General features: G+C 74.0%; 4 protein-coding genes. All 4 read left to right on the top strand.

All coding sequences use genetic code 11. The features are described 5' to 3' along the window. Positions 1-1,596 (top strand): (2,3-dihydroxybenzoyl)adenylate synthase (locus HW445_RS17445; RefSeq protein WP_180221935.1); only part of this gene is annotated, 1,596 nt, incomplete at its 5' end. A gap of 18 nt (positions 1,597-1,614) precedes the next feature. Further along, entirely contained in the window at positions 1,615-2,259 is a 645-nt protein-coding gene (locus HW445_RS17440) for an isochorismatase family protein (protein WP_180221934.1), read from the top strand. Between the two features lie 8 nt (positions 2,260-2,267). After that, positions 2,268-2,498 carry a phosphopantetheine-binding protein gene (locus HW445_RS17435; protein WP_180221933.1) on the top strand — a complete coding sequence of 77 codons (231 nt, stop codon included), beginning with the start codon at positions 2,268-2,270 and terminating at the stop codon, positions 2,496-2,498. After that, positions 2,495-5,370, top strand: a 2,876-nt coding sequence (locus tag HW445_RS17430) for an amino acid adenylation domain-containing protein (RefSeq protein ID WP_180221932.1), incomplete at its 3' end; no start/stop codon positions are given. The genes HW445_RS17435 and HW445_RS17430, both read left to right, overlap by 4 nt.

Genomic DNA, 5,370 nt, shown 5'->3' with positions numbered 1-5,370 from the left:
GAGTTCGCCGCCCGCTACCGGGCCGCCGGGTACTGGCGGGGCGAGACCATCGGCGGGATGCTGCGCGAGCACGCCGGGCGCCGTCCCGACGCGGAGGCACTGGTCGACCCGGCGCCCGAGCGCCGCTCCTGGACCTACCGGGAACTGGACGAACGGGTCGACGAACTGGCCGCCGGGTTCACCGCCCGCGGCATCGCCAAGGGCGACCGGGTGGTCGTGCAGCTGCCGAACACCGCCGAGTTCGTCCAGGTGACCATGGCGCTGTTCCGCATCGGCGCGCTGCCGGTGTTCGCGCTTCCCGCGCACCGCGAGAGCGAGATCCGCTACTTCTGCTCCTTCACCGAGGCCGTCGCCTACGTCACCGTGGACCGGCACGCCGGGTTCGACCACGCGGCGCTCGCCACCCTGGTGAAGGACCAGGTGCCCACGCTGCGCGAGGTGTTCGTGGTGGGCGAGGCCGGGGACCACACCCCGCTCGCCGAGGTGGCGGGCGACCCGGCCGGCCTGCCCGAGGGGCCCGGGCCGCACGAACTGGCCTTCCTCCAGCTGTCCGGCGGCACCACCGGCGTGCCCAAGCTGATCCCCCGCACCCACGACGACTACCTGTACTCGGTGCGGGGCTCCGACGAGATCTGCGCGGTGGACACCTCCACGCGGTTCCTGGTGGTGCTCCCCGCGGCCCACAACTTCCCGGTCAGCTCGCCCGGCTGGCTCGGCGTGTTCCATGCCGGAGGGACCGTGGTGCTCTCCCCGGGCACCGACCCGGCGACCGCGTTCCCGCTGGTCGAGCGGGAGCGGATCACCATGACCGGCCTGGTGCCCCCGCTGGCGATCGTCTGGACGGACGCCGTCGCGGCAACCGGGCACGACCTCTCCAGCCTGAAGTCGGTCCTGGTGGGCGGCGCCAAGTACAGCGAGGCCGCCGCCCGACGCTTCGAGCCGGCCTTCGGCTGCCGCCTCCAGCAGGTCTTCGGCATGGCGGAGGGCCTGGTCAACTACACGCGTCTGGACGACCCGTACGAGACGATCGTCGCCACGCAGGGCCTGCCCATCTCCCCCGACGACGAGATCCGCATCGTCGACGACCACGACCAGGACGTCCCCGAGGGCGAGTTCGGCCACCTGCTGACCCGCGGCCCCTACACCGTCCGCGGCTACTGGCGGGCCCCGGAGCACAACAGGCGTTCCTTCACCGAGGACGGCTTCTACCGCACCGGGGACATCGTCCGCCGCACCCCGGGCGGCCACCTGGTCGTCGAGGGCCGCGCCAAGGACCAGATCAACCGGGGCGGCGAGAAGATCGCCCCGGAGGAGGTGGAGAACGTCATCCTCCGCCACCCGTCCGTCCACGACGTCTCCGTGGTCGCGGTGCCCGACGAGTACCTCGGCGAACGCAGCCTCGCCTACGTCGTCCTGCGCGGCGACGCCGAGCCCCTGAGGGCCGTGGCGGTCAAGCGGTTCGTCCGCGAGCAGGGCATCGCCGCGTTCAAGGTGCCCGACCTCGTGGAGTTCGTCGACGAGTTCCCGCAGACCGGCGTCGGCAAGGTCAGCAAGAAGGGGCTGCGGGCAGCCGCGGACTCCGCCCAGGACCAGTGAAAGGCCCTCGAACCTCCCATGGCACTTCCCGCCGTTGCCCCCTACCCGCTGCCCGCACCGGACGAGCTGCCCGTGAACCGGGTGTCCTGGACGGCGGACCCCCGGCGCGCCGTGCTGCTCGTGCACGACCTGCAGCACCACTTCCTCGGCGCCTTCCCCGCCGGTGAGCAGCCGCTGACCGGCATGCTCGCCAACACGGCGCGGCTCATGGCCGCGGCCCGCGCGGCCGGCGTGCCGGTCGTCCACAGCGCCCAGAAGGGCGGCCAGACGCCCGAGGAGCGCGGCCTCCAGCTGGACTTCTGGGGGCCGGGCGCCCCCGACGACCCCGAGAAGCTGTCCGCCCCCGCGAGCGTGGCGCCCGCACCGGGCGACGTCCTGCTCCGCAAGTGGAAGTACAGCGCGTTCGTCCGCACCGAGCTGGCCGGCCTGATGTCCGGGTGGGGGCGCGACGAGCTGATCGTCACCGGCGTCTACGCCCACATCGGCGTGCTGATGAGCGCGGCCGACGCCTGGCAGCGGGACATCCGCGCCCATGTCGTCGCCGACGCCGTCGCCGACTTCAGCCGCGAGGACCACGACATGGCCCTGCGCTGGGCCGCCGGCCGCTGCGCGGCCGTCACCACCACCGACGCGCTGCTGGGCGCGCTGACCGAGAAGGACTGATCCACGCGATGGCCCTCACCCTGCACCGGATCCACGCCGACGTCGCCGACTGCCTCGGCGAGGAGACCGCCGACATCCCGGTGGACGAGAACCTCGTGGACCACGGCCTCGACTCGGTCCGCATCATGACGCTCCTGGAGCGCTGGCGCCGCGACCACGGCGTCACCGCCGACTTCGCCGACCTCGCGGAGAAGCCCGCCGTCGAGGCCTGGGCGGAACTCCTGGGGGCGACCTCATGACCGTGACGACGTCCGCCCCCGCCGGGACGCACACCGGTCCGCCGGCCGGACTCCCGCTCTCCGCCGCCCAGTCGGGCATGTGGTACGCGCAGGCGCTCGACCCGTCCAGCCCGGCGCTCAACACCGCCGAGTGCGCCGAGATCGACGGCCCGCTGGACCCGGAGCTGTTCGCCCGGGCCCTGCGGCTGGTCGTCGAGGAGGCCGACGCGCTGCGCACCCGTTTCGTCCAGACGCCGGAGGGGCCGCGTCAACTGGTGCTGGAGAGGATCGAGTTGCCGTTCCAGGTGCTCGATCTGCGGGACTCCGACGACCCGGTGGCCGGCGCCGGGGAGTGGATGCGTGAGGACCTCGCCGAGCCCTTCGACCCCACCGGCTCCCGGCCGCTGTTCCGACAGGCTCTGCTGCGGACCCGCGACGAGCGCTGGCTGTGGTACCAGCGGATCCACCACCTGGTGATGGACGGGTACGGCTACACCCTGCTGGGCCGCCGCACCGCCGAGGCGTACACCGCCCTCGCCCGCGGCGAGGAGCTTCCCGCGCGCACCTTCGGGTCGCTGGCCGAACTGGTCGGCCTGGACGTCGAGTACCGCTCCGGCGAGGCGTTCGAGACCGACCGGGAGTACTGGCGGCGGCTGCTGGCCGACCGCCCCGAGGCGCCGCACCTCGCCGGGCGCTCCGCCCAGCCCTCGCGGAGCTTCCTGCGCCGCACCACGCACCTCTCCCCCGAGGCCACCGCACGCCTGCGGGAGACCGCCGCCGCGCTGAAGGCCACCTGGCCCGAGGTCCTGATCGCCGCCCAGGCGCTCCACACCGCCCGCGCCACCAACCGGCAGGACGTGGTGCTCGGTGTGCCGCTGATGGGCCGGATGGGCTCGGCGGCGCTGCGCGTGCCCGGCATGGTGATGAACGTGCTGCCGCTGCGGGTCTCCGTGGAGCCGCAGCAGACCTTCGCCGGCCTGGTCCGCCAGGTGGTGCGGGCGCTGCGCGACGCCCGCCGCCACCAGCGCTACCGCTACGAGGACATCCGCCGGGACCTCGGCCTGCTGGGCGAACGGCGCTCCCTGGTCGGGCCCCTGGTCAACACCATGCCGTTCGACTACGCGGTGAGCTTCGCGGGCTCCCCCGCCCGGCTCCGCAGCCTGTCCGCCGGGCCGGTCGAGGACCTCACCGTCAACATCTACGACCGTGCCGACGGCCACGGTCTGGAGATCGACCACGACGCCAACCCCGCCCTCTACACCGAGGAGGAACTCGCCCTCCACCAACGGCGGTTCCTGGCCCTGCTGGACCGCCTGGTGGACAGTGACCCCGCGCTGCCCCTGGCCGCGCACCCGGTCGCCCTGCCCGAGGAACTCGCCCTCGTGCTGGGGAAGTTCAACGACACCGGCCACGAGGTCCCGCCCACCACGCTGATCGGCCCGATCGAGGCGCAGGCCGCCCGCACCCCGGGCGCCCCCGCCCTGGTCTTCGACGGCACCACCCTCAGCTACGCCGAACTGAACGCCCGGGCCAACCGGCTGGCCCGCCACCTGGCCGAGCGGGGCGCCGGCCCCGGCCAGGTGGTCGGGGTGGCGCTGCCCCGCTCCCTGGAGCTGGTGATCAGCCTGCTGGCGGTCCTCAAGTCGGGCGCCGCCTACCTGCCGCTGGACCCCGACCATCCGGCACGGCGGCTCACGGACCTCCTCCAGGACGTCGCGCCGGTGTGCGCGGTGACCGACCACGGGCGGCGGCTCCCGTCCGGCGTGGACACGCCGCTGGTGGTGCTCGACGGGCTGGACCTGTCGTCCTACCCGGCCTGCGACCCGGCGAGGGCGCTGACGCCCTCCCACCCGGCCTACGTCATCCACACCTCCGGCTCGACCGGCCGCCCCAAGGGCGTCGTGGTGTCCCACGGGGCGATCGACAACCGGCTGCGGTGGATGCAGCACGCGTACCCGCTGGCCCCCGGTGACAAGGTGCTGCAGAAGACGCCCGCCTCCTTCGACGTGTCGGTGTGGGAGTTCTTCTGGGCGCTGCGCGTGGGCGCCACGCTGGTGGTGGCGGAGCCCGGCGGGCACCGCGACCCGGCGTACCTGGCGTGGCTGATCACCGAGGAGGCGATCACCACCTGCCACTTCGTGCCCTCGATGCTCCAGCTCTTCCTGGCCGAGCCGTCGACCGCCTCGGTGGCCGGCACGCTCCGCCAGGTGTTCTGCAGCGGCGAGGCACTGGCCCGGGACACCGCGCGCGCCTTCGCCCGCCGGCTGCCCGGGGTCCGGCTGCACAACCTGTACGGCCCGACCGAGGCCGCCGTGGACGTCAGCTTCCACGAGGTGCTGCCGGAGCACGACGGGCCGGTGCCGATCGGCGCGCCGGTGTGGAACACCCGGCTGTACGTGCTGGACGCCGCGCTCCAGCCCTGCCCGCCCGGTGTGCCGGGCGAGCTGTACCTGGCCGGCGCGCAGCTGGCCGACGGCTACCTGGGCCGCCCGGAGCTGACCTCCGCCCGCTTCGTCGCCGACCCCTTCGGCCCGCCCGGTGGGCGGATGTACCGCACCGGCGACCTGGCGAGGTGGCGGGCGGACGGCCAGGTGGAGTACCTGGGACGCACCGACCACCAGGTGAAGCTGCGCGGCCAGCGGATCGAACTGGGCGAGGTCGAGGCCGCGCTGGCCGCCCAGGACGGCGTGGACGGGGCGTGCGCGCTGGTCCGCGAGGACCGTCCGGGGGACCAGCGGCTCGTCGGCTACGTCACCGGCGCCGCCGACCCGGCGGCACTCCGCGAGGCGGTGGCGCTGACGCTTCCCGAGCACATGGTGCCGTCGGCGGTCGTGGTGCTCGGGGAGTTCCCGCTGTCGCCCAACGGCAAGCTGGACCGCCGCGCGCTGCCCGC

It is taken from the genome of Streptomyces sp. UH6 (assembly GCF_013421635.1).
Classification (GTDB): Bacteria; Actinomycetota; Actinomycetes; order Streptomycetales; family Streptomycetaceae; genus Streptomyces; species Streptomyces abyssomicinicus.
The sequence above is the reverse complement of the archived record's forward strand: the minus strand, read 5'-3'. Positions and strand labels throughout refer to the sequence as shown.

Bases quoted from the DNA above. Each gene is read 5' to 3' on its own strand.
- HW445_RS17440 (WP_180221934.1), top strand. From the start codon at position 1,615: ATGGCACTTCCCGCCGTTGCCCCCTACCCGCTGCCCGCACCGGACGAG.
- HW445_RS17435 (WP_180221933.1), top strand. From the start codon at position 2,268: ATGGCCCTCACCCTGCACCGGATCCACGCCGACGTCGCCGACTGCCTC.